Here is a 24916-nt window from a genome sequence, read left to right as displayed (position 1 = left end):
CTCCCGACCGGACTCGGCACGATGGAATTCCAGGACAAGCGCGTCATCATCACCGGCGCCGGGGGCATCTACGGGCGCTGGATCGCCCAGGCCTTCGCCCGCGAGGGCGCGCGCCTCTGCCTTTCCGACAACCGGCAGGACGCGCTGGAGGCGGTGGCCGAGGAACTGGCCCTGCCGGAGGAGCGCATCATGCTCCACCGGACGGAACTGATGGAGGAAGCCTCGATCCGCGACCTCGCCGCGCATGTGAAGGCGGGCTGGGGCGGGGTGGACATCCTCGTGAACAATGCCGGCATCTATCCGGGTGGCGACCTCTTCGACCTGCCGACCAGCGAATGGGACCGGGTCTTCGGCATCAATGTCCGCGCCGTCTTCATCCTGTCGCGGGAGGTGGCGCATCTGATGGTGGCGGAGGGCGTGCGGGGCAGCATCGTCAACATCTCCTCCGGCGCCTCGCGCAAGATGAACCCGGCCCGCGTCGCCTACTGCACCTCCAAGACGACGCTGGACCGGCTGACCAAGGGCCTCGCCCTGGACTTCGCGCCCCGCCACATCCGGGTGAACGCGGTGGAGCCCGGCTTCGCCCCGGGCAGCGAGGTCAGCCCGCTGAGCGACGAATACGTTTCCAACATGCTGACCCGCATCCCGCTGGGCCGCACCAGCGGCCCCGACGATGCCGCCGCGGCGGTGCTCTATCTCTGCTCCGCGAAGGCTGCCTATGTCACCGGCGCCACGCTGACCGTGGACGGGGGCAACTCGATCCGCACCTGAGCGCGCGGGCGACGAGCCTGCCCTTAGCCCTTCTTGTCCGGCGCCGGCAGCAGGGCCTGGGGCGCCGCATCGGCCTTGGCGCGGCGTGGCTTCGCCGCGCTGCCAGGACGGCGGGCGGAGGGTGCCTTCCGCACGCGCTTCCTCGCCGGCTTCGGCGGCGGCAGGCCCTCGGCCCAGGTCAGCAGCCCGGCGACCACGGCGACATAGAGCGGCCCACTGACCCACCAGGGAAAGCCCGTCAAGGCGACGACCCCCGTTCCGATCAGCACGGTCACGGCAACGACGGCAAGGTTCCGGAGAAAGGCGCGGAGCTTGAACATGGCCCCCTCATAGACCGCAAGCCTGCGCCGAATACAAACCCTTGAAAAACCTGATTTCCGTCCAGGGCCACCTCGGAACGGAAAAAGAACTGCCCGCTCGCCCCTCGCTCCTTCCCTTGGGGCCTGTCAGAGCGCCTGCCCGGCGCACCAGCCGCTCGACCAGGCCCACTGGAAGTTGTAGCCGCCGAGCCAGCCGGTGACGTCCACCGCCTCCCCGATCGCGTAGAGGCCGGGCACGTCTCGCGCCTCCATGGTCTGGGAGGAAAGCGCCCGCGTGTCGATGCCACCCAGCGTGACCTCGGCCTTGGCATAGCCCTCCGTGCCGCTGGGGGTCAGGCGCCGGTTCTTCAGCCCCTCCGCCACCCGGCGCAGCTCCCGGTCCGGCAACTCCCCCATGGGCCGCGCCACGCCTTCCGCCAGGGCGACCGCCAAGCGCTGCGGCAGCACCTCCCCCAGCACGGTCCGCAGCTCGGCACGCGGGCGGCTGTTCTTGCGCTCGATCAGGAAACCGGCGGCATCGCGGTCCGGCAACAGGTCCAGGATGACCGCCTCCCCCTCCCGCCAGGGCGAGGAGACCTGCAGGATGGCCGGGCCGGACAGGCCGCGATGGGTGAAGAGCACCGCCTCCCGGAAGGCATGACGGCCACAGCGCGCCACCGCCTCCAGCGACACGCCGCTCAGCGGGCGCATCATCTCCAGCGCCTCCCCGGCGAAGGTCAGCGGCACCAGGGCCGGACGCGGCTCCACCAGCGGCAGGCCGAACCGGCGCGCGACGTCGTAGGCGAAGCCGGTGGCACCCATCTTCGGGATGGAGGGGCCGCCCGTCGCCAGCACCAAGGCGGGCGCGGCGAAGGCGCCCCGGTCGGTCTCCACCCGGAAGCCGCCGCCGTCATGGCCGATCCCGGTGATCCGGTGCCGCAGCCGCAGCTCCACCCCCGCCGCCCCGCATTCCGCCAGCAGCATGGCGAGGATCGCCCGCGCCGAACCGTCGCAGAAAAGCTGCCCCAGCGTCTTCTCGTGCCAGGCGATGCGGTGCTTCTCCACCAGCGCCAGGAAGTCGTGCTGCGTGTAGCGGCGCAGGGCGGATTTCGCGAAATGCGGGTTGGCGGAGAAGAAGCGCTCCGGCACCACGCCCAGATTGGTGAAGTTGCAGCGCCCGCCGCCGGAGATCAGGATCTTGGCCCCGGCCTGCTCCGCATGGTCGAGCAGCAGCACGCGCCGTCCGCGCCGGCCCGCCGCCATGGCGCACATCAGCCCCGCCGCGCCGGCACCGAGGATCACCGCATCGAAGGATTCCATCGCGGCTTCCTAGAGCAGATGGCGCCCCGGGGAAAACCGGCGCCCCGGGATGGCTCCGGTTTGGCTCGGGCGCCACCCTGCCCTACAAGCGCGGAAGGCCCCAGTTCATGGAGTTCCGGCATGACCGCCAGCGCCGACCAGTACACCACCCTGCCCTCGGGCATCCGCTACCATGACGAGGTGGTGGGCGAAGGGGAATCCCCCCGCCCCGGCCAGTGGGTCACCGTCCACTACACCGGCTGGCTCGACGACCAGGGCAAGCCGGGCCGCAAGTTCGACAGCTCTCGCGACCGCGGCGACCCGTTCCAGTTCATGATCGGCATGGGGCAGGTGATCTCCGGCTGGGATATCGGCGTTTCCACCATGAAGGTGGGCGGCCGCCGCACCCTCGTCCTGCCGCCGGAGCACGGCTATGGCGCGCGCGGCGCCGGCGGCGTGATCCCGCCCAACGCCACGCTGATCTTCGACGTGGAACTGCTCGGCCTCGGCTGAGCCCAGGCTTCCGGTCAAGACCGGATCTTCCGGGCCGGCGCGATGGCACCGGTCCGGGACAGCGCCGTTCCGGCTACAGCGTCGGCATCGGCGCCGCCACCTCGTCCCGCAGCGGATACTTGCCCCAGCCACGCTCGTATTGCGGCGGGATGGACAGCGCGTCCGTGCGGCCCAGCGCCTCGGCGGCACGGACGGGCCAGTAGGGGTCCTTCAGGATCGCCCGGGCCAGCAGCACCAGATCGGCCTTGCCCTCGGCCAGGATCGCCTGGGCCTGCTGCGGCTCCGTGATCATGCCCACGGCCGCCACCGGAATGCCCGCGCCCCGGCGCACCGCCGCAGCGCCCGGCACCTGATAGCCCGGGCCGACCGGGATCTCCGCATGCGCCGCATTGCCGCCGGAGGAGACATCCACCAGGTCCACCCCGAGATCCCGCAGCCGGCGCGCCAGCTCCACGCTCTCCTCCGTGGTCCAGCCGCCTTCCACCCAGTCGGTGTGGCTGATCCGCACCCAGAGCGGCACGTCCTGCGGCAGAGCCCCCCGCAGCGCGGCCACCGTGTCCCGCGCCAGCCGCGTCCGCCCGGCGAAATCGCCGCCCCAGCCGTCGTCGCGGCGGTTCGCCAGGGGCGAGAGGAACTGGTGCAGCAGATAGCCATGCGCCGCATGGAGCTCGACCACCCGGTAGCCCGCCCGCACCGCCCGCCGCGCGGCCTCCACGAAAGCGGCGATCGTGGCATCGATCTCCGCCCCGCTCATCGCATGCGGCGTGGCATAGCCCTCGAAGGGCACGGCACTCGGCCCGACCGGCTCCCAGCCATGCTCCGAGGCCGGGCCATGCATCCAGGGCGGGTTCCGGCTGCCCTTGCGCCCGGCATGGGCGAGCTGGATCGCCGGCACCGCGCCGGCGCGCGCGATGGCGGCGGCGAGGCGGGCATGGCCCGGCACCTGCGCCTCCTCCCAGATCCCCAGGTCCCAGGGGGTGATCCGCCCCTCCGGCAGCACGGCGGCGGCCTCGGTCATCACCAGCCCCGCCCCGCCCAGGGCGCGGGAGAAGAGGTGCTGCAGATGCCATTCCGTGGGCTTCCCATCGGGCGCGCAGCAGTACTGGCACATGGGCGAAACGCCGATCCGGTTCGGCAGGGTCACGCCGCGCAGGGTCAGCGGCGCGAAGAGCGAGGTGGCGGGCTGGTCGCTCAAGAGACAGGTGCTCCGATGCTGGTGGCGGGGACGGGCATGGCCGCGCCGAAGGGCGGCAGCCTGCCGATCCGGTCCTCGATCACGCCGAACAGGACGGGCTCCCCCGCCGGGCGCGGCAGCAGGCGCCCCGAGGCATCGGTGGGGAAGCGCGTCATGGTGACGGCATCCTCCACATTGCCGCCAACCGCTTCCACCACGAAAGGCCCGACCCGCACGACGATGTCGCAATGCATGGCACGGAACTGCCCGATCTCGGCGAGGCGGTCGCGCCAGTCGGCGAGCGGGCGGCGGGACCGGTCGCCGCAGACCAGGTCGCCCGGCGCGGGGGCATAATCCCCGACGCTGTGCGGGACGAAGGGCGCCTGGGCCGGGAAATCCCGCGCATCGGCGATGATGGCATCGAGGTAGAAGGAATGCGCCGCATTCCCGGCGAACTCGCGCTGGTCCACCCCGGCGGAGCGCATCACCCAGGAGATGAAGGCCGCCGACCAGGCGGGCTCACGCCAGGGCGCCGTCGCCGCGCCCTGCAAGGCCGTGGCGTAGCGGTCCCGGTTCCGGTCGATCACCGGCCGGTCCTCCTCCACCGCGCGCCAATAGGCGAGGACGCGTGGAAAGTTGGCGAGCGCCGATTCCGGCCCCGGCGCCTTGCTGGGCGGATGCTTCTCCCCGGGCGTGGTGACGTAGCCGCCCCAGTCCTGCCATTCCGTCAGCGCGAAGCGGACGATCCGCTCCCGGGTCGAAGGCGGATAGGGCAGCGGCGGCTCGCGGAAGGCCCGGGCCGTGGTCTGCGGCGGCGCGGCGCAGGCGGCGAGCATGGCGGCGGGGCAGAGCGCCAGCAGCAGGGCGCGGACCCGCCTCCCGGCGGAAGCGGAGGGCGCGGACAGGCGCATCGGGCGGTGATCCGGAGCAGGGACCGGGCTTCGCGCCGGGTCCGTGGAGGGAATGGACGGCCGTGTCTCACACCCGTCCAGGGCAGTCTTCCGGGAGAAGCGGCGCCCCGGCCGCCACGGCCGGTCGCCGTTCCGGAACGGTCAGTGCAACGTCTCGCGCGTGATCCCGCCGCCGGTCACCGGCGCGCTGTAGGCGGGGGGCGCAGCCTGCCCATAGGGAGCCCCACCCGGTACACCCGCACCCCCTTGGGCCGGCGCCGCATAGGGCTGGGAGGGCGGAGGCACGACGGCCTGGCCGGCGCCGTACTGCATCAGCACCGCGCGCAGCGGATCGGCCCCCTGGTTATAGGCGGTCATGCTGAGCACGATGTCCCGCACCGCGACGGGCCGGCCGTAATAGGCCTGATTGCCCTCGTGATAGGGGCTCATCACCGCGCCATCGAGGGTGATCCCGGCATAAAGGCCGCGGGTCCTGGCATAGGCCACGACATCCGCCCCCGCCGCCGTGGTGGTCGCCCCCCCCATGCCGCCGCCCACCGTCACCAGGGCGATGGAGATGTCGCCGCCGAGCTTGACCTGGTTGTCCAGCACGGCGTTCAGCCCCTTGTCCGTCAGGATGAAGAACATGAGCTGCGCGTCCTGCAACCCGATCTGCAGGCCGAGCGAGCCGGAACCGAAGCTGTAGAAGGCGGGCGAGGACCAGGAACCGGCCCCGTCACGCGCCGTCAGCACGCAGCTCCCGCCCTGGGCGCCCAGGATGAAACCTGCCTTCAGCACGCGCGGGCAGATCATCACCGCGCGGGAACGGCGGAGCGAGCCCTGGATGTCCTGCCGGACGCCCGTGTCGCCCTGGCCCAGCATCTCCTGTGCCGTCAGCGTCGCGCGGTCCACCAGCGTCTGCTGCTCGGCGGCCGGCGGGATCGAGCCCCCGCCACAGGCCGCCAGCGCCATGAGAAGCACAAGGCACATCGCACGGCGCATCAAATTCTCCCCCTAACCCCTTGGTCCCGATCCCTGTTCTAAACGCAAAGGGCGGCCGTGACCAAGAGTCGGAGCCCCGGTGGACGGATTTCCACCGGCCTCAGTGCAGCACGCTGAGCCCGGGCGGCTCCTCGTTCACCGCGCCGACGCGCCACTGGCCACTGAGATTCTCCAGCCGCGTCAGGGACAGGTTGCGGACGGAGAACTGCAACGCCTGATAGGGGGTGAAGCCGCAGGCATGGGCCAGCGCGGCGCGGATCGAGCCGCCATGCGCCACGATCACCAGCGATTCGCCCGGATACTTGTCCACCAGATCCTCCAGCACCGGGCCGACGCGCTTCACCACATCGCTCACGCTTTCCCCACCGGGCGGCCGCTCCTCGGCCGAATGCGGCCAGAACGGGTGCGGCGGGTCGCGCAGCAGGGCGGTGAACTCCTCATGCGTCAGCCCCTGCCAGCGGCCCAGATTCTGCTCCCGCATGTCCGGCAGCTCGGTCAACCGCTGCTCGGGATAGCCGCCGGCGAAGATGGCCGCCGCGGTGGAGCGGGTCCGCGCCAGCGGCGTGCAGAACCAGCGGGCCGGGCGCGGCAGGCGCTCGGCCAGCCAGGCATGGGCCACCTGCTCCGCCGCCAGCGCCACGGTGCAGAGCGGCACGTCCATGTCCCCGTACATGGTCAGCCGGGCCGAGGGCTCGACGATGGCGTGCCGGATCAGGAAGAGACGCGTCAGGATCATGGCCCTGCTTATGGCCGAGGCGCGTGCCGGTGTGAGCCCCCTTTGACGGCGCCCCTCCCGTGCCGTGGCGGCACGAGCCGGCGGCGGTTCAGGCCGCGCGCGCCGAGCGCTGGCTCATCACCCCCGCCAGCATCACCACCGCCGCCCCCGCCATGGCCCAGGGCCCCGGCACCACGCCCCAGATCGCGAGGTCGAACACCACCGCATAGGCGAGCGCGCTGAATTCCAGCGGCGCGAGGCGGGAGGCCGAGGCATGGCGGAAGGCACCGGCCAGGCAGAGCGACGCCACGCCGGAGAAGACGCCATTGGCCATCAGCGCCGCGGAATCCCGCGCCCCGGGCGGCACCCAGCTTTCCAGCAGGAAGGGCAGGAGCACCAGCAGGCCCGGTGCCGAGGTCCAGAGGATCAGCCGCGCCATCCCGGCCTCGTGCCGCAGCCAGCGGTTGATCGTCATGACGATGGAGTAGCAGACGGTGCCCATCAGGGCCCAGAGATAGGAGGCCACCGGCGCGCCGCCGGTCAGCCCGGGCAGCAGCGACATCAGCACCCCGCCGAAGCCCAGCGCGCACCAGCCCCAGGCCGAGGCGGGCACCGGCTCCCGCAGGAAAAGCGCGGCCAGGGCCAGGGTGAAGAAGGGCGCGGTGAAATACACCAGATACCCTTCGGCCAGCGCGAGGCCGCGCAGCGCCAGGAAGAAGCCGAAGGCCGAGCCCAGCATCCCGGCGGCGCGCAGCAGGTGCAGCCAGGGGTGCCGCGTCCCCAGCCCCCCGCCCAGGCCGGGCCGCAGCAAACGCGCCAGCAGCAGCAGGGCCAGCATGGTGGCATAGCGGATCCCCACCACCTGCTGCGGCGGATAGTGCCCCGACAGCAGCTTGGAATTCGTGTCCAGCAGGGCGAAGAGGCCCAGCGCCGCCAGCAGCAGCAGAGGTCCGCGCACCCCGTTCCGCCTCCCCGTCCCCCGCGCATGCCGGGCGCGTCGCGCGCCGGCCGCATGTCCTTGCCGCGGCTTCTCCCCGCCGCCGGACGCGCGGTCAACCCGCGCAACATGCGCTTCCCCCATGCCCGGCTTCGGTCCATAGGGGGCGCCGACATGACCCCTGCCCTCGCCTCCGCCCTCATGCCGCTGATGCGCGGCATGGACCCCGAGCGTGCGCATGGCGCCGCGCTCCGGGCCCTGCGCCTCGGCCTCGCCGGCCAGGACCGCACGCCGGACGATCCCATCCTGGCCACCGGGGCGCTGGGGCTGCGCTTCCGCAACCCGGTCGGCCTCGCCGCCGGATTCGACAAGGACGCGGTGGCGGTGCTGCCGCTGATGCGGCTGGGCTTCGGACTCGTCGAGGCCGGGACCATCACGCCGCGCCCCCAGGCGGGCAACCCCAAGCCGCGCCTCTTCCGGCTGGAGGAGGACCGGGCGGTGATCAACCGCATGGGGTTCAACAATGGTGGCCTCGCCGCCTATGTGGCGCGGCTGGCCGCCCTGCCCCGCCCCCTGCCCGCCGTGCTGGGCGCCAATATCGGCATCAACAAGGAAGGCGCCGATCCGGAGCGCGACTACCCGGCGCTCTATGCCGCCGTGGCGCCGCACGCGGACTACGTGACGCTGAACGTCTCCTCCCCCAACACGCCAGGGCTGCGGGACCTTCAGGGAGAGGAGCGGCTGGCCGCCATCCTGTCCGCGGTGGCGGCGCGCCGCGCCGGGCTGGCGGAGCAGCCGCCGCTGCTGGTGAAGATCGCCCCCGACCTCGCCGGGGATGCCCTGCCCGCCATCGTGGAGGCCTGCATCGCCCAGGGCGTGGCCGGGATCATCGTCTCCAACACCACCATCGCCCGCCCCGCGACGCTGCGCTCGCCGCGCCGGAGCGAGGCGGGCGGGCTGTCCGGCCCGCCGCTCTTCGCCCCCTCCACTGCCATGCTGGCCGCGGTGCACCGGCTGGCGCGCGGGCGGCTGGTGCTGGTGGGCGCGGGCGGCGTCGGCAGCGCGGAACAGGCCTATGCCAAGATCCGGGCCGGGGCCTCGCTGGTGCAGATCTACGCGGCGCTGGCCTATGAGGGGCCGGCGCTGATCCCGGACATCAGGCGCGGCCTCGCCGCGCTGCTGCGGCGCGACGGCTTCGCGCATATCTCGGACGCGGTGGGAGTGGACGCGGCATGAAGGTCTTCGAGGGCATCACCCCGCTGGCGGAGCGCTATGACGGCTTCGTGGTGGATCTCTGGGGCGTGGTGCATGACGGGGTGCAGGCCTATCCCGGCGTCACCGACGCGCTGGCGCAGCTCCAGGCCGCGGGCAAGCGCGTGGTCTTCCTGAGCAACGCCCCCCGCCGTTCCTGGGTGGTGGAGGATCTGCTGGCCCGGCTCGGCGTGCCGCGCTCGCTCTACGTGGACGCCGTGACCTCGGGCGAGGTCGCCTGGGAGATGCTGCGCGACCGCACCGATCCCTGGTTCGCGCGGCTCGGCCGCCGCGCCTACCACCTCGGCCCGGCCACCGATCTCAGCGTGATCGAGACGCTGGACCTGACCCTCGCGGACCGGCCGGAGGGCGCGGATTTCCTGCTCAACACCGGCCCCGACCCGCAGCTCGGCCCGCATGCGCTGGAGCCCTATGACGCGGTGCTCCAGGCCTGCGCCGGGAAGCGCCTGCCGATGGTCTGCGTGAACCCGGACCGCGAGGTGGTGGTGGGCGGCCGCACCCTGCTCTGCGCCGGCGCCTTCGCCGACCGTTACCGCCTGCTGGGCGTCACCGACATCTTCGAGGTCGGCAAGCCGGACCCGACCGTCTATGGCCCGGTGCTGCGGCGGCTGGCCGTGCCGAAGGAGAAGGTCCTGGCCGTGGGCGACGGGCCGCGCACCGACCTCGCCGGGGCCAAGGCCGCCGGGCTGGATTGCGTCTGGGTGCTGAACGGCCTTTCCGCCGCGCTGGCGCCGGACCAGCTCGACACCATCGCCGCCGCGGAGAAGGTCTCGCCCCTCGCGGCACTGCGCGCCTTCCGCCCCTGATCGAGGGGACGATCCCGGGGCGACCGCCCGCGCAGCCTCTTCAGCCCAGGTAGCGCGCCCCGGCCTGCCGCAGCAGCCGGGCCTGGCGCAGGGCGCGGCGCTGTTCCGGCGCCAGCCCTTCCTCCGAAGCATCCTCCGGCGGCCATGCGGACTCCGGCGGAGCCCGCCCCGCGCGCAGGGCCTCCGCCACGCTCTCCAGCCCTGCGGCCAGATCCGCGCCGAAATCCGCCGCCCCGTTCCGGGGAGCAGGCCGCAGCCAGGCGGCGGTGCTGGCACCGGCCAGCCGGCGCAACAGCAGCAGGGCGGCCCCGGCCGCCTCCTGCCGCGCCTCCCCCTCCCGCGCGCCCAGCCGCCCCCAGGGCTCATGCGCGGCACGCTCGCGAAGGGCCTCCGCATTGACGCTGGCCAGACCGGCCGCGCGGCGCGCCGCCTCGGTCGCGGCCTGATCGGGGCTGGGCCCGAAGGCCAGGGCGGCATAGCGCGCATGCGCCGAAACGGCCCCGGCCAGGGCCAGCCGCAGCCGCTGCGGCGCCCGCTCCGGCCAGAGCAGCATGGCCCCGGCCAGCGCGACGACACTGCCCAGCACGTTGTTGAAGGCGCGCAACCCGGCCAGCCCCGCATGGCTCGCCCCGGGCGCGGTCAGGTCCACCAGCAGCACGAAGAGCGGCGTGAGGAAGAGGACGAAGAGCGCATAGCTCACCCCCCGCACCGCCATGGTCGCCATGGCCAGCGGGAAGATCGCCAGGGTCAGCGCCACGGGGCCGTCCAGCACCCAGCCGAGCAGGGCGGCCAGCAGCCCGCCCAGCACGCTGCCGACCGCGCGCTCCAGCGCCCGGGGCCAGGTCGTGGCGATCTCCGGCTGCTGTACCAGGATCACCGCCATGGTCGCCCAATAGGCCTGCGGCAGCCGCAGGAGATGGGCCAGCACCATCACCCCCGTCACCAGCACGGCGGAACGCAGGGCATGGCGGAAGACCAGCGATTCCCAGCGCAGGTTGGCCAGCAGCAGCACCCAGCCCCTGTGGGCCTGGCGCGGCTGCGGCACGGGCGGGCCGGCCGGCGCATTGTCGATCAGCCCGCGCAGGGCGGCCATCATGGCGCGCAGGCTCTCGCTGTCCCCCCCATCCGCCGGGGCAGGCATGGCCTCCAGCCGGGCCAGGGCGGCGCGCAACCGGGCATCGGGCGGACGCCCCGCTTCCAGCAGGCGGGACTGACGCAGCAGCACGACCGCCAGTTGCCGGAGGCGCCGCCGGGCGGCCGCCCGGTCCGGCGCCCGGAACCGCTGGCCCTGTTCCTCCAGCCGGTCCTCCAGCACGATCAGCAAGGCGAAGAGCCGTTCCGCCGTTTCCAGCCCGATCAGCAGCCGCCCCACCGCGTCGCGCAACCCGCGGGCGCGCAGAAGCTGCTCCAGGGCGGCACGGGCATTCTCGATCGACAGGCGCACGGCGCGGCGGTGACGCCCGACATGTTCGCCCCAGGCATTCTCCGGTGCTCCCTCCGCGAGCAGCCGGTCCAGGTCGGCGCACAGGGCCGAAAGCTCGCGGAAGGCCCCCGCCAGGGCGAGGCGCGAGGGTCGGAAGGGATGGATGCGCCAGAGGGTCAGGCTGAGTAGCAGAGCCCAGAGGCACCCTCCCGCGAAGATCAGCCCGAATTCCAGCGCCGCCCCGGCGGAATGGACCGGCTGGTCGGCCGCCACCGCGAAGGCCACCACCGCCAGGGCGCCGGCCTGGGTGATGGCGGCCCCATAGAGGCGGCCCAGCCCGCCGAGAAAGGAACAGAGGAACAGCAGCACCGACGCCACCGGCCAGCCCAGCCCGCCACTGATCGCCCCCGCCAGGGCACAGAAAGTGGAGACGGCCGCATAGCCCACCAGGAGCCTTGCCCGCTCCCGCCCGGGGCCGCCGGGATCGGCGAGGCAGGTCCAGAGCGCCGCGATCGCCGCCCAGGACAAGGCGGGCCAGTGGAGAAGCTCCATCGCCAGCACCACCAGGGCGCAGGCGGCGGCGGCACGGAGCCCTTCGCCCAGGCTGACGGCGCGGGGAGAGAGTGAGATCGACCAGCGCCCCAGCCGGGCCGCGAGGCGCTCCGGCCAGGCGGGGCCGGTGCCGCCCCGGGGCACCATGGGACGGGCCGGGGTCACGAAGGCCCTCGCCCCGCGCGAGGCGCGGGTTCCCGGCCTCCCGCACCGGGCGGGGCGGCCCCCGGCATCGCGGGAGGCATCATCCCGGGACCACCTTCGCCACAGGTTGATTCATGAGGGGCGATCCACGATTGCTGCAATGCAGCATAAGGGCTTTCCCGGCCGTGCCGCCAGCCCCATCCCACCCGTCCGGACGCCCGGTCCGCGACGCGCCTTCAGCCGATCCGCAGCAGCGCCGAGCCGTTGAGCCGCAGCCAGTCCTGCGCCGCCTCGCGATGCGGGGTGCGCGTTTCCACCAGCGCCCAGAAACGGCTGGAATGGTTGAGTTCCCGCAGATGCGCGACCTCATGCGCCACCACGTAGTCCAGCACCCAGCCCGGCGCCATGACGAGGCGCCAGGAGAAGGCCAGCGTGCCGTCCGGCGCGCAGGACCCCCAGCGCGAACGGGTGTCCTTCAGCCGGATCGCGCGCGGGCGAACCCCCAGCGCCTGGGCATGATCCGCCACCAGCGGCGCGATCCGCCGCCGCGCCTCGGCCCGCAGGAAGTCCCCGACCCGGCGCGCGAGGAATTCCGGCGCGCCGGCAACGAGGATGCACCCGTCCTGGAGAAAGGCGCCCCCCCGTGCCTGCGGCTCGTGGCGGATCGGGTGCGACACCCCGCCAAGGGGGATCTCCGCCCCGTCCTGGAAGAGCTGCGGCGGCGCCAGGGCGGAAAGGCGCTCCATCACCCAGGCCGCATGGGCGGTGAGCAGCGCCATGCCCTGCTGCCGGCTGGCGCGCGGCGGCAGGGTGACGATCACCTCGGCGGCACAGGGGTCGATGCGCAGCGAGACACGGCGGGCCCGGCTCGAACGCTGCCAGCGCACCGGACAGGGGATCGGCCGGGTGAGCGGCCCGGTCCGCAGGGGGACGCTCTCGGTGGTGCTCGGCTCCATGCCGGGCAGAATGCCCGGACGGGGGGCCGGGGACAACGCCCGGCATCCTGTCCTGACGCCGGACATGGGATACCCGGCACGGTCTGCCTCAGCCGGGCAGGCCCTTCATCTCGATCTCGACAAAGGAGAGCGGCGCCTCGCCGGCATTGATCACGTTGTGCTCTGCCCCCGCCAGGCGGTCATAGGCCAGCCCGGCCTGGAGCTGGCTCGTGACGCTGGTGCCGTCCGCCATCTCCACCAGCAGGGTCCCGTCCGTCACCGGCACGACGACATAGGCCCAGCCATGGCGGTGGGCGCCCGTCTCGGCACCGGGGGCGAAGTCCCAGCGGGTGACGCGCACGCGCTCATTGTCCGACTGAAGGGTGGAAACGGCGGGGACGCGGCAGCGGAGGGCTTCGCGGGCGGACTGGCTCATGCCTGGACTCCTGGGCTGGCGTGCGGCGGCGCGGGCCACGGCAACGCGGCGAGGGTGGGAAGGGCGCGAGAGCGCTTGTCCCAGCCTCCCCCCGAGGGTTCAGGCTGGCAAGGGGCGGCGGCGCCAGCGGACGCGGCCCGCCTCGCCCACCGCCGAGGCAGCGCGGGGCCAGCGTCCGGGCCAGTCCACCACATGGTCCTCCAGCGCCCCGGCGCGGCGCTCGCTGACCACGCGCCCGGCCACGGAAACCCCGGCACCCTGGACAGTGGCCCGGTCGCCGGACACCAGCGGATGCCATTCGGGCAGGTCCCGGCCCTCCGCGACGAGGCGATAGCCGCAGCTCGGCGGCAGCCAGTCGATGCGCTTCAGCCGCGCCGGGGTGAGCTTCACACAGTCGGGCACCTTGCTCCGGCGATTGGCATAGTCGGAGCAGAGGGCCGTGGAGGTGTCGAGCAGCCGGCAGGCCACCTCGGTCCAATGGATCTCGTCCGTGTCGTCGTCGCGCAGCTTGTGCAGGCAGCAGCGGCCGCAGCCGTCGCAAAGGCTCTCCCATTCGCTCCGCGTCATCTCGGAGAGGGATTTCGCCTTCCAGAAAGGCAGGTCAGGAAGCATTCCGCCAAGCTGACCATCCGATGCGGGGAGTACAAGGCGAAAACCGGCGCCCCAGCCCTGCCGGTTTCCGGTGCATGCGGCGGGGCCGGAAGGATGTCCCCCGGCCCCGCAGGCTGGCTTCCAGGCGGCAGGGCCTCAGGCCCAGCGCCGGATCTCGCGCCGCAGGTCGCGCACCAGGGCATCGCCGCGCTTGCGGGCACGCCCCGCGAGCTCGGCCGCGTCATGCCCGGCATGGGAGGCGGTGTCGCGCAGCGTCTCCCCAAGCTCCGAGGCCCGATCCATCCAGCCCGCGGAACGGCGCGAAGGACGGCCCGAGAGCCGGTCCACCACCCCGTCCAGGCCCTGTCGCAGCGAGCAGAGAAAGGAGACCAGGACGCTTTCGCCACGCCGCGCCCGACGCCGGGCCTTGCGGCGCCCACCACGCAACAGGCCCTGGGCCTTCCCCTGGGCCTCGTCACGCATGTGCTCCACGCGCTCCCGGACATCCCCGGCGAAGCCCTCCACCCGGTCCTGTCCCCGGCCCAGCAGGGACATGGCGCCACCCCTCAGGGCGCTGGCGCGATCCTGCGCCGTATCGGCCACGTCCTCCGCCCGGCCACGCGCCCGGCCCAGGAAGGAACGGGCGCTGTCCCGATACTCCCCGGCGGTGTCATAGGCCGTCTCCGCCGCATCCTCCGCGCGGCCCCGGACCCGCCCCAGGAAGGACCGTGCCTCATCGCGGTAGCGGTCGGCCCGATCCTGCGCGTCCTCGGCCAGATCCCCGGCCCGGCCACGCGCCTGTCCGATCAGCCCCATCGCGCTGCCGCGCCAGGACTGCACCCGATCCTGCGACTCCTCGGCGAAATCGTCCGCCTGGCCGCGCCAGCGCCCCCACAGGGAATGGGCACGGGAGGAGGTGTCCTCCGCCAGATCGCGGGCATCGTGCCGTGCCCGCCCGAACAGCCCGCCCAGCAGGCTGCCGCCGCGGGAGGCCCTGCTCTCCGCCTCGCGTGCCAGTTGCTCCGCCCGGCGGCGCGCCTTGCGGGACAGGCCGGCCCATTCGTCACCCTTCCCGCTTCCCAGGCGGGACAAGCTCCAGCGGCCCCGGCGCATCGCCTCCTCGGCCTCACGCAGCAGGGCGCGGTCGCGGGACTTGCGGCTGTAATGGACGCCCACCGCAACGCCGGCCGCCAGCACGCCCAGGCCGATCAGCACCCCGGTGGTGCCGAGCGGGTTCATCTGCGCCTCCAGCAGCACCGAACTCCGGCGCGGGGCCGGCTGGTCCTTGATCGCACCCGTCTCGGCGAGGTCGGCCCGCGGCTCGTAGAGGTTGTCGTGGCGGTCCTTGCGGCCCGGGCTCTGGCGCGTCTGGCTGCGGCGCCCAAAGGCTTCCATGAAGCGGTCGGTCAGGCGCGGGGCGTGGTTGCCCAGCAGGGCGATGGCATAGCCGCCCATGCCCACCACCAGGGTCCGGGGCGCGTGTTCGCAGGCATGCAGGATCGCCTTGGCCACCAGACGCGGATGATAGACGGGCGCCGGCAGCTTCAGCCCGGCGCTGTCCGTCACGTTGCGCGCATGCTCCGGGAACAGCGTGTCCACCGAGCTGGGCTTCACCAGCGTGACGGAGATCGGGTAGCCGGCCTCCTCGAACTCCATGCGGAAGGCATCGGTGATGCCCTTCACCGCGTGCTTGGAGGCGGAATAGACGCCCTGCAGCTCCATCGCCCGGTCGGACAGGACGGAGCCGACATTGACGATGGTGCCGCCGCGCTGCTTCAGGTGCTTCGCTGCCACCTGGGTGCCGTTCACGACGCCCCAGTAGTTGACGTCGAACAGGCGCCTCTGGTCCTCCAGCGGCGTGTCCTCGATCCGGCCATAGATGGCCGCGCCGGCATTGTTCACCCAGCTGTCGAAGCCGCCGAAGCTGTCGATGGCCTTCTGCGCGACCTTCTCCACCGCCTCCGCATCGGCGACATCGGCCACCACGTATTCCGTGCGCCCGCCCCGGGCGCGCAGCTCGTCCCGCAGGGAACGCAGGGCATCCTCGTTGCGGGCGGCCAGGACCAGCGAGGCACCCCGCTCCGCCGCCAGCCGCGCGGTGGCGAGGCCGATGCCGGAGGTGGCGCCGGTGAGCACGATCACCTGCTGGCGCAACGGCTTGCGATGGGGCTTGGCCATGGTCGGGGTTACTCCCTTGTCTGGGTATCTCCCCCGGTGAACGCCGCGCCTCGCGAGAGGTTGAGGCCGGATTTCCACGCATCCGCCCTTCCCGCACGGGATGGCTGGGACGTCCGGCGCGGCCGGTCACGCCAAGGCGGCGCACCCGGACGGCGCCCGGTGAACGCCGCCCCCCCCCTTTCCCGAGTGCGATGCCCGGACGCGCCGGACGCCTACTTGAAGATCACCGGCGGCGGCTCGTCCTCCCCCATGCCCGGGGTCGGCACGTCGATGACGACCGAGGCCGGGTTCACCTTGGTGCCGGAATCCAGCCAGTAGGTCACGCTCTCCGGCCAGAAGATCACGATGCCCACCAGGATGATCTGGAGGCAGACCCAGGGGATGGCCCCCCAGTAGATCTGGCTGGTCCGCACCTCCGGCGGCGCGACGGAGCGCAGGTAGAAGAGCGCGAAGCCGAAGGGCGGGTGCATGAAGCTGGTCTGCAGGTTCACGCAGAGCAGCACGCCGAACCAGACGAGGTCGATGTTCAGCTTGGCCGCCACCGGCGCCAGCAGCGGCACGACGATGAAGGCGATCTCGAAGAAATCGAGGAAGAAGGCCAGGAAGAAGATGAAGACATTGGTGAAGAGCAGGAAGCCCGTCTGCCCGCCCGGCAGGTGGGACAGCAGGTGCTCGATCCAGAGGCCGCCATCGACGCCCTGGAAGACCAGCGAGAAGACGGTGGCGCCGAGCAGCAGGAAGACCACCATGGCGGTGATGCGCGCGGTGTTGGCCATGGCCTCCCGCAGCAGCGCATAGGTGAAGCGGCCGTTGATCACCGCCAGGAAGATGGCGCCCATCGCGCCCATCGCCCCCGCCTCGGTCGGCGTCGCGAGGCCCAGGAAGATCGTGCCCAGCACCAGGAACATCAGCACCAGGGAGGGCAGCATCCCCCGCAGCACCTTCCAGTACAGGGCCCAGCCGTGGCGCTGCCGGGCCTCGGGCGGCAGCGGCGGCACCTTGTGCGGGGCGAAGATCGCCACCGCCCCGATGAAGAGCAGGAACAGCAGCACCTGCAGCATGGAGGGGCCGATGGCCCCGGCATACATGTCGCCCACCGAGCGGCCGAGCTGGTCGCCCAGGATGATCAGCACCAGCGAGGGCGGGATGAGTTGCGCGATGGTGCCCGAGGCGGCGATGACGCCGGTCGCGATCTTCTGGTCGTACCCGTAGCGCAGCATGATCGGCAGCGAGATCATGCCCATCGCGATCACCGAGGCGGCGACCGTGCCGGTGATGGCGCCCAGCACCGCGCCCACCAGCACCACCGCGATGGCGAGGCCGCCCGGCACCTTGCCGAAGAGCTGTCCGGTGCCTTCCAGCAGGTCCTCGGCCAGCCCGCAGCGCTCCAGGATCGCGCCCATCAGGGTGAAGAAGGGAATGGCCAGCAGCAGCTCGTTCGACAGCACGCCGAAGACGCGCAGCGGCAGGTTGGCCAGGAAGCCGAAGGCGAAATAGCCCAGTTCCACCGACAGGAAGCCGAAGAACAGGCCGACCGCCGCCAGGCTGAAGGCCACCGGGAAGCCGAAGAGCAGGAAGATCACGAGGCCGCCGAACATCAGGGGCGGCATGAGCTCGACATTCATGCGATGGGGGATCCGTTCCTTGGGCGGCGGCTCATTGCATGGGCTTCTCGTAGGCCAGGGCGACCTCGCCCTCCGGCCGGAGGCCGCGCAGCAGGGCGATGCGCTTGATCAGCTCGGAGGCCCCCTGGAGGAAGACCAGCAGGAATCCCACCGGCAACAGCAGCTTCGCCGGCCAGCGCAGCAGCCCGCCCGCATTCGAGCTGCCCTCCCAGCGGTTCAGCGAGTCCAGGAAGAAGGGCCAGGTCATCCAGACCAGGAGCAGCATGGCCGGGAAGAGGAAGAACAGGATGCCGAGCACGTCGGTCCACAGCCGGCCGCGTTCCGACATGTTGCCGTAGATCAGGTCCACGCGGACATGGCCGTTGCGCAGCAGCGTATAGGCGCCGCCCAGCATCACCACGCCGGCGAAGAGATACCACTGCACCTCCAGCCAGCCGTTCGAGGACCAGGAGAAGAGATAGCGCACCACCGCATTGCCGGCGCTGATCACCGCCGCCAGCAGCACCAGCCACTCCGCGACACGGCCGCAGAACGTGCTGATGCCGTCCACCACCCGGGAGAAGGCGAGAAGGGGTTTCATCCGGTCCTCCGGGTGGCGGCACGCGGCATCAGCGGCGCTGTTCCTGTGCCTGCATGGAATAGACGAAGTTGTCGTAGGTGTTCTCGGCGACGCGGAACCACTGGAGCTGCGTGTCGCGGAATCCCTTGAAGTGATCATAGACCTTCTTGAAGCGCGGGTTGGACGCCGAGATCTCGTCATAGAGCTCGAAGGCCGACTTGTAGGCCGCCTGCATCACCTCGCGCGGGAAGGGCCGGAGCTGCGCGCCGCCCGCCACCAGCCGCCGCAGCGCCTGCGGGTTCTGCATGTCGTACTTCGCCATGGTCTCCATGGTCGCGTCGCGGCAGGCGGATTCCAGCGCGTCCTTGTAGGCCTGCGGCAGTTCCTCGTAGCGCGCCTTGCCGACATAAAGGGACAGGTTCAGCCCGCCCTCCCAGAAGCCCGGATAGTAGTAGAAGGGCGCGACGCGGTTGAAGCCGAGCTTCTCGTCGTCATAGGGGCCGATCCACTCCGCGGCGTCGATCGTGCCGCGCTCCAGCGCCGGATAGATGTCGCCGCCCGCGATCTGCTGCGGCACCACGCCCAGCTTCTGCAGCATGTTCCCGGCGATGCCGGCGATGCGCATCTTGAGCCCGTTGAGGTCCGCGACGGTCTTGATCTCCTTGCGGAACCAGCCACCCATCTGCGCCCCGGTGGAGCCGGTGGGGATGGAGACCATGTTGTAGCCGTCGAAGAACTCGCGCAGCACCTCCCGCCCGCCCCCGGCATGCAGCCAGGCATTGGTCTGGCGCGTGTTCATGCCGAAGGGGATGGTGGCATCCAGCGCGAAGGTCGGGTCCTTGCCGACGAAGTAGTAGGAGGCGGTATGGGCGCATTCCACGGTGCTGTTCTGCACCGCATCCGCCACCGCCAGCCCGGGGACGATCTCGCCCGCGGCGAAGACGGTGATGCGGAACTTCCCGTCCGTCAGCGCCGCCACGCGCTTCGACATGAAATCCGCGGCGCCGTAGATGGTGTCCAGCGACTTGGGGAAGGAGGAAGCGCAGCGCCAGCGGATCTCCGGGGCGGTCTGCGCGATCGCCGGTTTCGCCAGGCCTGTGGCCGCGACGGCGGCGGGCAGGGCCAGCGCGGGCCCGGCACCCGCGAGAAACTTGCGACGATTCATTCTTGTCCCGTTTCCATCGGCGGCATCTCGGATGTGCCGGCCTTACGGAATCTTTAGCTTGCCGTTTCCACGCTGGAAAGATGCCTTTCCGGCCCCACCCCCAGGCAGCCCCTCAGGCAGCCCGGCGCGCCGCGAGCCCCGTCACCGCTGCCGGCTCCGGCCCGCCCGCCATCCAGTCCAGCAGCTCCACCGTGTGCACCGTCGGGCGCGCACCGCCCGCGAGCTGGGTCAGGCAGCCGATATTGCCCGCCGCGATCAGGTCCGCCCCGGTGCGGTCGATGTTGCCCAGCTTGCGCTCCCGCAACTGCCCCGCGATCTCCGGCTGCATCAGGTTGTAGGTGCCGGCGGAACCGCAGCAGAGATGCCCCTCCGCGGCCTCCTTCACGGTGAAGCCGGCGCGCTTCAGCAGGTCCTTCGGCAGGGCGGTGATCTTCTGCCCGTGCTGCAGGGAACAGGCGGCGTGATAGGCGACGCTCAGCCCCGGCGCGGACCGGGAAGGCTTGTAGCCGAAGCGCGTCAGCACCTCCGAGACATCCATCGCCAGCGCGGCCACCTTGCCGGCGCGCTCGCTTTCCCGCTCCTCGCGGAACATGTGGCCATAATCCTTGACCGTGGTGCCGCAGCCGGAGGTGTTGATGACGATGGCGTCCAGCCCCTCCCCCTCGATCTCGCGGCTCCAGGCCAGGATATTCGCCCGTGCCTGCGCCATCGCGGGATCGTGGTGGCCCATGTGGTGGTTCAGCGCGCCGCAGCAGCCCTGCTCCTTCGTCACCACCACATCAAGCCCCATGCGGGTCAGCAGGCGGATCGTCGCCTCGTTGATCGAAGGTCCGATCACCTGCTGCGCGCAGCCGGTGAGCAGCGCCACCCGCCCGCGCCGCGCGCCCTCCGCCCGGTGGACCTGCGGCGCCTGCATCGGGCTGGCGGCAGGCAGGCTGGCCGGCGCCAGGTCGAGCATGGCGCGCAGCCGCTGCGACGTGACGGAACGCCCGGGGATCAGCCCGCGCAGGGGCCGGGCCAGCCGCGCGCCCGTCAGCGCCAGCCGGAAGCGCGCCGGGCTCGGCAGCACCCAGCCCAGCACGCGGCGCAGCAGGCGCTCCGGCAGCGGGCGGGTATAGGTCTCCTCGATATAGTGCCGGGCATGGTCCACCAGATGCATGTAGTGGACGCCCGAGGGGCAGGTGGTCATGCAGGACAGGCAGGAGAGGCAGCGGTCCACATGCCGCACCACCTCCTCCGTGGCGGGCTTGCCGCTCTCCAGCATGTCCTTGATCAGATAGATTCTGCCGCGCGGACTGTCGAGCTCGTCACCCAGCAGCACGAAGGTCGGGCAGGTCGCGGTGCAGAAGCCGCAATGCACGCAGGTGCGCAGGATCGTGTTCGAGTCCCGCGTGTCGGGATCTTCGAGCTGCTCGGCGGTGAAGCTGGTCTGCATGTCCGTCTCGTGCTCAGGCCGCCCGCAGGCGGCCCGGATTGAGGATGCCGCGCGGATCGAGCGCGGCCTTGACGCGTTGCGAGAGGGCGGCGAGCGCCGGCACCTCCTCGGGGATCACGGGCACCGCGGCACGCAGCGGCTCCGGCCCACGGAAGAGCAGGAAGGTGCCCCCCGCCGACAGCGCGGCCCGCATCACCGCCGCATGGGCGGCCTCGCTCGCCGGCCCCGCCACCCAGACCAGCCCGCCGCCCCAGTCGAGCAGCAGCCTCGCGCCGAACTCCCGCCGCAGCGCCTCGGCCACGCCCGGCGCGGCGGAGGGGCGGAGGGAAACGCGCCAGACCGCCTCCTCCGGCGCGGCCCCGAGCGGCACGGCATCACGCACCGCGCGCCACAGGGCGCGGGAATCCTCGCCCTCGATCAGCGTCAGCGCACCGTAGAGGCCCAGCGCCTCGCGCAGCCTTTCGGCACGGTAGCGCACGGACTCGGAGAAATCCTCCAGCCGCGCCACCGCCAGCACCCCGTCCAGCCCCAGCGCCGCATGGCCCTCGGGCAGGATCGCGGCGGCGGAAACGCCGAAGGGACTGCCCAGCGCCGCGGCGAGCGCACCCACGCCATGCTTCAGGTCCGGCACCCGCACCGCCAGCGTCGCCGTGGCCTCGGAAGCGGGCAGGACCTTGAGCGTGATCTCGGTCATCACCCCCAGCGTGCCGTGGGAGCCGGAGAGCAGCTTGCACAGGTCGAGCCCGGTGACGTTCTTCAGCACCCGCCCGCCGGAGCGCAGCACCTCCCCCTCCCCGTTCACGAAGCGCACCCCCAGCACATGGTCGCGCATCGCGCCGCCATTGATCCGGCGCGGGCCGGACAGGTTGGCCGCCACCGTGCCGCCCAGCGTCGCCGCGGCCTCGCCGCCGAAGATCGGGCGCGGGTCGGGTGGCTCGGCGATGAGCTGCTGCCCCCGCTCGGCCAGCGCGGCCTCGATCTCCGGGATCGGCGTGCCGGCCAGGGCGGAGATCACCATCTCCTGTGGCCGGTAGAAGGTGATGCCGGACAGGTTCCGCAGCGACAGGCTGCGCGCCGCCTGCACCGGGCGCAGCGCGGCGCGCTTCGTGCCGCCACCCTCGACCAGCAGCGGCTCGCCGGCCGCATGGGCCTCGGCCACCACGCGCGCCACGCTGGCTTCCTCCGCCGGCGCCAGGATGTCACCCACCGGGATATTGCCTACCGGGATGTCGCTCATCGTCACTCCGCGGCGATCCCGGGCGCCGGCTCCAGCGGGAAGACCTTGGACGGGTTCAGCAGCCAGTCCGGGTCGAAGGCCGATTTGATGCGGCGTTGCTGCGCCAGCTCCCTCGGCGTGAACTGCACGCTCATCAGGTCCCGCTTCTCGACGCCGACGCCATGCTCGCCGGTCAGGCAACCGCCGACCTCGACGCAGAGCTTCAGGATATCGGCGCCGAAGGCCTCGGCCTTGCGGAAGCTCTCCGGGTCGTTGGCGTCGAACATGATCAGCGGGTGCAGGTTGCCGTCGCCCGCATGGAAGACATTGGCGACCTTCAGCCCGCAGGCCTCCGACATCTCCTCCATCCGGCGCAGCACATGCGGCAGCTCCCCGGTCGGGATGGTGCCGTCCATGCAGAGATAATCCGGCGAGATGCGCCCGACGGCCCCGAAGGCGCCCTTGCGGCCCTTCCAGATCGCCATGCTCTCCTCGGCCGATTGCGAGACCTTCATGCTGATCGGGTCGAAGCGGGCGCAGATGTCCTTGATGCGGCCCAGCAGCATGTCCTGCTCCTCCGGGCTGCCCTCGACCTCGATGATCAGCATCGCCTCGGCCTCCAGCGGATAGCCCGCATGGGCGAAGGCCTCGCAGGCATGGATGCAGGGCTTGTCCATGAACTCCAGCGCGACGGGGATCACGCCGCTGGCGATGATGGCATCCACCGCCTGGCCCGCGACCTCGACGCCGCGAAAGGCCGCCAGCATGGCCCGCGCCCCCTCCGGCCCGCGCAGGATGCGCACCGTGACCTCGGTGACGAGGCCGAGCTGCCCCTCGGAGCCGGTGATCAGGCCAAGCCAGTCATAGCCCGCCGCATCCAGGTGCCCGCCCCCGATGCGGATCACCTCGCCCTCGATGGTGACGAAGGTGACGCCCAGCAGGTTGTTGGCGGTGACACCGTATTTCAGACAGTGCGCCCCGCCGGAATTCATCATCACGTTGCCGCCGATCATGCAGGCGAGCTGCGAGGACGGGTCCGGGGCATAGAAGAACCCCTCCCCCTCCACCGCCTTGGTGATGCCGATATTGGTCACCCCGGCCTCCACCACGGCCAGCCGGTCCTCGAAATCCACCTCCAGCACCCGGTTCATCCGCATCATGCCGATCACCACGGAATCGGCCATGGGCAGCGCCCCGCCCGACAGGCTGGTCCCCGCGCCGCGCGGCACCACCCGGATGCCGTTCCGGTGGCAATACCGCAGCACCGCCGCCACCTGCTCCGTGCTTTCCGGCAGCACCACGGCCAGCGGCGGCTGGCGATAGGCGGACAGCCCGTCCGTCTCATAGGCGCGCAGGCGCAACGGCTCGCCGATCACCCCCTCGCCACGCGGGCCGGCGGGGATGATGGCGCGCAGGGCCGCCACGATCTCTTCCTGCCGTGCGAGGATCTCGGGCTTGGGCGGGAGCTGGGCGAGCATGACGGAACCTCCGGTGCGATAATCATATAAGACATCACACCGGAATGGCGAGGCGCAGCCGGATGCAAACCGGCTCCCGCCCCCTGCCCCCAGAACCTGCCCCCAGAGCCTGCCCTCGGGGCGCCCGGCGCCCCCCGTCAGATCGTCAGGCTGCCCGATTTCGCGGCGGCATAGCGCTGCGCCACCTTCTCCCAGTTCACCACGTTCCACCAGGCCTGGAGGTATTCGGGGCGCCGGTTCTGGTACTTCAGGTAGTAGGCGTGCTCCCAGACATCGTTGCCCATCAGCACCATCTGCCCGGACATCAGCGGGCTGTCCTGGTTCGGCAAGTCGGTCAGCGCCAGCTTCCCGTCCCGGTCCACGGTGACGAAGACCCAGCCGGAGCCGAAGCGCGCCCCGCCCCGCCGGTTGAACTCCGCCTTGAACTTGTCGAAGCCGCCGAGGTCGCGCTCGATCGCCTGGCCAAGCTCCCCGGACGGGGCGCCCCCCTTGCCCCCCATGATCTCCCAGAACATCGTGTGGTTGGCATGGCCGCCGCCATTGTTGCGCAGCGCGGTGCGGATGCCCTCCGGCGCGCTGTCGATCCGGGCCAGGAGCTGCTGCAACGGCAGGGCCGCCAGTTGGCCGTGATCCTTCAGCGCCGCGTTGAGGTTGTTCACATAGGCCGCATGGTGCTTGTCGTGGTGCAGCTCCATGGTCTGCGCGTCGATATGCGGCTCGTTGGCCGTGAAGGCATAAGGCAGCGGCGGCAACGTGTGGGGGCCGGGAGACAGCGCCTGCGCCCTGGCACCGCCGGAACGCAGGCCGGGAAGGGCCGTGGCAAGGGCAGCCACCCCGAGGGCGAAGCCGCGGCGGCCGAGTGCTGGGTTCATGACGCTCCGTTCCTTCCTGCTGGCGGGCACTCTGGTGGGCCCCGGCCCTCCCGCCGCCGGCATGGCTCCTCCGGGGAAGCGGGCCGGGCCCGTACCGGCTGAACGCGCCTCGCGGCAGGCGGATGCGGGTTTCGGCGGAACTGAAACACAGGCTGGAGAGCGCCGCCGGAGGCGCCGGACGCCGCTATTCGGAACTCGTCAGGCGCAGGCCGATCACCCCCGCGACGATCAGCAGCCCGCTGGCGATCCGCCAGATGCTGGTGGACTCGCCCAGCAGCAGGATGCCGACGATGAAGGTGCCGATCGCCCCGATGCCCGTCCAGACCGCATAGGCCGTGCCGAGCGGCAGGCCGCGCATGCCGAAGGTCAGCAGCAGGAAGCTGACGAGCGAGGCCAGGATCGTCAAAGCCCCCCAGCCCCACTGGGTGAAGCCCTGCGACTGCTTGGCCGCATAGGACCAGACCATCTCCAGCAACCCCGCCACGACCACCATGGCCCAGGCCATCCCGCTCTCCCCCGCACCGCCCGGCCGAGGGATGCCCGGCCTCCGTCATCCTGCGGGGAGAGCGCGGGACGCGGAAGATGGCGGCCGATCCCAAGCGCGTGGGAAAGGGGCGCGTGGGAAAGGG

The 24916-nt window shown here is 71.8% G+C and carries 24 protein-coding genes; 4 read left to right on the top strand and 20 right to left on the bottom strand.

Annotated features, from left to right (window positions below; all coding sequences use genetic code 11):
- Positions 1–21 precede the first annotated feature (21 nt).
- Entirely contained in the window at positions 22–771 is a 750-nt protein-coding gene (locus RGI145_RS05035) for an SDR family NAD(P)-dependent oxidoreductase (RefSeq protein WP_075797498.1), read from the top strand.
- A gap of 23 nt (positions 772–794) precedes the next feature.
- Here the strand turns inward: RGI145_RS05035 and RGI145_RS05030 are convergent, their stop codons facing one another.
- Entirely contained in the window at positions 795–1091 is a 297-nt protein-coding gene (locus RGI145_RS05030) for a hypothetical protein (RefSeq protein WP_027280038.1), read from the bottom strand.
- Between the two features lie 126 nt (positions 1092–1217).
- On the bottom strand, positions 1218–2390 hold the full coding sequence (locus RGI145_RS05025) for a BaiN/RdsA family NAD(P)/FAD-dependent oxidoreductase (protein WP_075797497.1): 1173 nt from the start codon (positions 2388–2390) through the stop codon (positions 1218–1220).
- A gap of 120 nt (positions 2391–2510) precedes the next feature.
- Here RGI145_RS05025 and RGI145_RS05020 point away from each other — a divergent pair, with 120 nt between their 5' ends.
- Entirely contained in the window at positions 2511–2882 is a 372-nt protein-coding gene (locus RGI145_RS05020) for an FKBP-type peptidyl-prolyl cis-trans isomerase (protein WP_075797496.1), read from the top strand.
- A gap of 73 nt (positions 2883–2955) precedes the next feature.
- On the opposite strand, the gene RGI145_RS05015 is transcribed toward RGI145_RS05020, so the two are convergent.
- The 5 genes from RGI145_RS05015 to RGI145_RS04995 form a co-directional block, all read right to left on the bottom strand.
- Entirely contained in the window at positions 2956–4077 is a 1122-nt protein-coding gene (locus tag RGI145_RS05015; protein ID WP_075797495.1) for an NADH:flavin oxidoreductase/NADH oxidase, read from the bottom strand.
- Complete coding sequence (locus RGI145_RS05010; protein WP_075797494.1) at positions 4074–4967, bottom strand: DUF2272 domain-containing protein; 894 nt, start codon at positions 4965–4967, stop codon at positions 4074–4076. The genes RGI145_RS05015 and RGI145_RS05010 overlap by 4 nt, the downstream gene beginning before the upstream one ends.
- Positions 4968–5108: 141 nt before the next feature.
- Positions 5109–5948, bottom strand: a complete 840-nt coding sequence (locus RGI145_RS05005; protein ID WP_075797493.1) for a lipid-binding SYLF domain-containing protein — start codon at positions 5946–5948, stop codon at positions 5109–5111.
- Between the two features lie 100 nt (positions 5949–6048).
- A complete protein-coding gene (locus RGI145_RS05000; RefSeq protein ID WP_075797492.1) occupies positions 6049–6684 on the bottom strand; it encodes a histidine phosphatase family protein in 636 nt (211 codons plus the stop codon).
- Positions 6685–6772: 88 nt separating this feature from the next.
- Complete coding sequence (locus tag RGI145_RS04995; protein ID WP_027280045.1) at positions 6773–7621, bottom strand: DMT family transporter; 849 nt, start codon at positions 7619–7621, stop codon at positions 6773–6775.
- Positions 7622–7774: 153 nt separating this feature from the next.
- On the opposite strand from RGI145_RS04995, the gene RGI145_RS04990 reads away from it, so the two are divergent.
- Both RGI145_RS04990 and RGI145_RS04985 read left to right on the top strand, forming a co-directional pair.
- Positions 7775–8836 carry a quinone-dependent dihydroorotate dehydrogenase gene (locus RGI145_RS04990; RefSeq protein ID WP_075797491.1) on the top strand — a complete coding sequence of 354 codons (1062 nt, stop codon included), beginning with the start codon at positions 7775–7777 and terminating at the stop codon, positions 8834–8836.
- Positions 8833–9678: a TIGR01459 family HAD-type hydrolase gene (locus tag RGI145_RS04985; protein ID WP_075797490.1), complete on the top strand. Its 846-nt coding sequence runs from the start codon at positions 8833–8835 to the stop codon at positions 9676–9678. The genes RGI145_RS04990 and RGI145_RS04985 overlap by 4 nt, the downstream gene beginning before the upstream one ends.
- A gap of 40 nt (positions 9679–9718) precedes the next feature.
- Here RGI145_RS04985 and RGI145_RS04980 read toward each other — a convergent pair whose 3' ends face one another.
- The 13 genes from RGI145_RS04980 to RGI145_RS04920 all read right to left on the bottom strand — a co-directional run bounded on the left by RGI145_RS04980 (position 9719) and on the right by RGI145_RS04920 (position 24792).
- Entirely contained in the window at positions 9719–11818 is a 2100-nt protein-coding gene (locus RGI145_RS04980; RefSeq protein WP_156878439.1) for an FUSC family protein, read from the bottom strand.
- Between the two features lie 215 nt (positions 11819–12033).
- Positions 12034–12789, bottom strand: coding sequence for a M48 family metallopeptidase (locus tag RGI145_RS04975; protein ID WP_083670427.1), 756 nt, complete (start codon positions 12787–12789; stop codon positions 12034–12036).
- 52 nt (positions 12790–12841) lie between these two features.
- Entirely contained in the window at positions 12842–13168 is a 327-nt protein-coding gene (locus RGI145_RS04970) for a cupin domain-containing protein (protein WP_075797488.1), read from the bottom strand.
- A gap of 99 nt (positions 13169–13267) precedes the next feature.
- Complete coding sequence (locus tag RGI145_RS04965; protein WP_075797487.1) at positions 13268–13780, bottom strand: YcgN family cysteine cluster protein; 513 nt, start codon at positions 13778–13780, stop codon at positions 13268–13270.
- A 135-nt stretch (positions 13781–13915) separates the two neighbouring features.
- Positions 13916–15937, bottom strand: coding sequence for an SDR family oxidoreductase (locus RGI145_RS04960; protein WP_075797486.1), 2022 nt, complete (start codon positions 15935–15937; stop codon positions 13916–13918).
- A gap of 212 nt (positions 15938–16149) precedes the next feature.
- The gene (locus RGI145_RS04955; protein ID WP_075797485.1) at positions 16150–17562 is read right to left on the bottom strand and encodes a TRAP transporter large permease; all 1413 of its coding nucleotides are present in this window, start codon (positions 17560–17562) and stop codon (positions 16150–16152) included.
- Between the two features lie 31 nt (positions 17563–17593).
- Positions 17594–18142 carry a TRAP transporter small permease subunit gene (locus RGI145_RS04950; protein WP_075797484.1) on the bottom strand — a complete coding sequence of 183 codons (549 nt, stop codon included), beginning with the start codon at positions 18140–18142 and terminating at the stop codon, positions 17594–17596.
- Positions 18143–18170: 28 nt separating this feature from the next.
- Positions 18171–19286, bottom strand: coding sequence for a TRAP transporter substrate-binding protein (locus RGI145_RS04945; protein WP_075797483.1), 1116 nt, complete (start codon positions 19284–19286; stop codon positions 18171–18173).
- Between the two features lie 112 nt (positions 19287–19398).
- Complete coding sequence (gene glcF, locus RGI145_RS04940) at positions 19399–20721, bottom strand: glycolate oxidase subunit GlcF (protein WP_075797482.1); 1323 nt, start codon at positions 20719–20721, stop codon at positions 19399–19401.
- 13 nt (positions 20722–20734) lie between these two features.
- Positions 20735–21958, bottom strand: a complete 1224-nt coding sequence (locus RGI145_RS04935) for an FAD-binding protein (protein WP_075797481.1) — start codon at positions 21956–21958, stop codon at positions 20735–20737.
- A 2-nt stretch (positions 21959–21960) separates the two neighbouring features.
- Positions 21961–23415, bottom strand: a complete 1455-nt coding sequence (locus RGI145_RS04930; protein ID WP_075797480.1) for an FAD-linked oxidase C-terminal domain-containing protein — start codon at positions 23413–23415, stop codon at positions 21961–21963.
- A gap of 137 nt (positions 23416–23552) precedes the next feature.
- The gene (locus RGI145_RS04925) at positions 23553–24287 is read right to left on the bottom strand and encodes a superoxide dismutase (protein WP_075797479.1); all 735 of its coding nucleotides are present in this window, start codon (positions 24285–24287) and stop codon (positions 23553–23555) included.
- Between the two features lie 184 nt (positions 24288–24471).
- Positions 24472–24792: a DMT family transporter gene (locus RGI145_RS04920; RefSeq protein ID WP_075797478.1), complete on the bottom strand. Its 321-nt coding sequence runs from the start codon at positions 24790–24792 to the stop codon at positions 24472–24474.
- Between the last annotated feature and the right edge of the window lie 124 nt (positions 24793–24916).

The organism is Roseomonas gilardii, from assembly GCF_001941945.1.
Classification (GTDB): Bacteria; Pseudomonadota; Alphaproteobacteria; order Acetobacterales; family Acetobacteraceae; genus Roseomonas.
The sequence above is the reverse complement of the archived record's forward strand: the minus strand, read 5'-3'. Positions and strand labels throughout refer to the sequence as shown.